This is a genomic window from Piscirickettsia litoralis (assembly GCF_001720395.1).
GTDB lineage: Bacteria > Pseudomonadota > Gammaproteobacteria > Piscirickettsiales > Piscirickettsiaceae > Piscirickettsia > Piscirickettsia litoralis.
In genome coordinates, this window is sequence record NZ_MDTU01000002.1 from 251,403 (window position 1) to 252,506 (window position 1,104).

A 1,104-nucleotide genomic window follows, 5' to 3' on the forward strand; every position below is an offset into this window, starting at 1 on the left:
AAAAAATTTCGTGGGACTGTATTAAATCTTATGAAAGATAAAGATGAAATGGCAAAAATTTCAAAAAAGCATTGCCAGAATTAGTAAAAATTTAAAGTTTGAATAATTGGAGAGGTTCATGGAAGCAGAAGTACATGTTCAGCAAGAAATAGGTATTAATACATTATTTAGTACTTTAAATTTAAATGAATCACTATATAAAGATGATTCTCTTACTAGTGGTGATACATTTGAGGTTATTAATAAAGAGTATACAGATGAGGAGCGTTTAGTAGCTAGTCTATGCTTACTGCTTGCAAACTCTGAAAACTTAGAAAGCTTTAATAAAGGGTTAATTCAAAATATCTCTGATAAAATAGATAATTTGATTTGTCAGCAGGTTGATGAGGTTTTGAATCATCCTCAGTTTAAATTGATTGAATCAGCGTGGCTTTCTATCAATGACCTTGTGCAGGATACAAACTTTAAAGCTAACATTAAAATCGATTTGCTTGATGTTACTAAAGAAGAGTTAGAGGAAGATTTTGATTGCAATAGTATCGATATTACAGGAGCAGACTTATTTAAAAAAGTATATGTGAGTGAATATGATCAATTTGGTGGTGAGCCTTATGGCTCAGTGATTGGCCTATATGAATTTAATAGGACGCCAGAAGATATTGCTTGGTTATCTGCAATGGGGAAAATTGCAACAGTTTCACATGCCCCATTTGTAAGTAGTGTATCTCCTCAGCTTTTTGATTGTAATACGGCTGAAGAACTATCTTTAATTACAGACTTGAGTAGTTTAACTTCGCATCCTAAATTTGGTGCATGGAATAAATTTAGAAAAACTGAGCAAGCCACATATATTGGATTAACACTACCTCGCTATTTGTTACGTGTTCCTTATGATCCTCTTATTAATCCAGCAGGAAAAAATTAAAAATGTTCAAGGAAGGTATGAACTATTTTGATGATCATGCCTATGTATGGGGTAACTCTGCAATTTTGTTTGCAAAAAATTTAACTCGTGCTTTTGAGTTAAATGGCTGGTGTCAACAAATCAGAGGACCTAGAGGCGGGGGATTGCTAGAAGGGTTAGCATCACCAGTATTTAATGTT

The 1,104-nt window shown here is 33.2% G+C and carries 2 protein-coding genes; both read left to right on the top strand.

The features are described 5' to 3' along the window. Nucleotides 1–118: 118 nt before the first annotated feature. Nucleotides 119–925, top strand: coding sequence for a type VI secretion system contractile sheath domain-containing protein (locus tag BGC07_RS16160; RefSeq protein WP_069314094.1), 807 nt, complete (start codon nucleotides 119–121; stop codon nucleotides 923–925). 17 nt (nucleotides 926–942) lie between these two features. Beyond that, nucleotides 943–1,104: type VI secretion system contractile sheath domain-containing protein (locus BGC07_RS24045; protein ID WP_394332144.1), on the top strand; the 162-nt coding region annotated here is incomplete at its 3' end.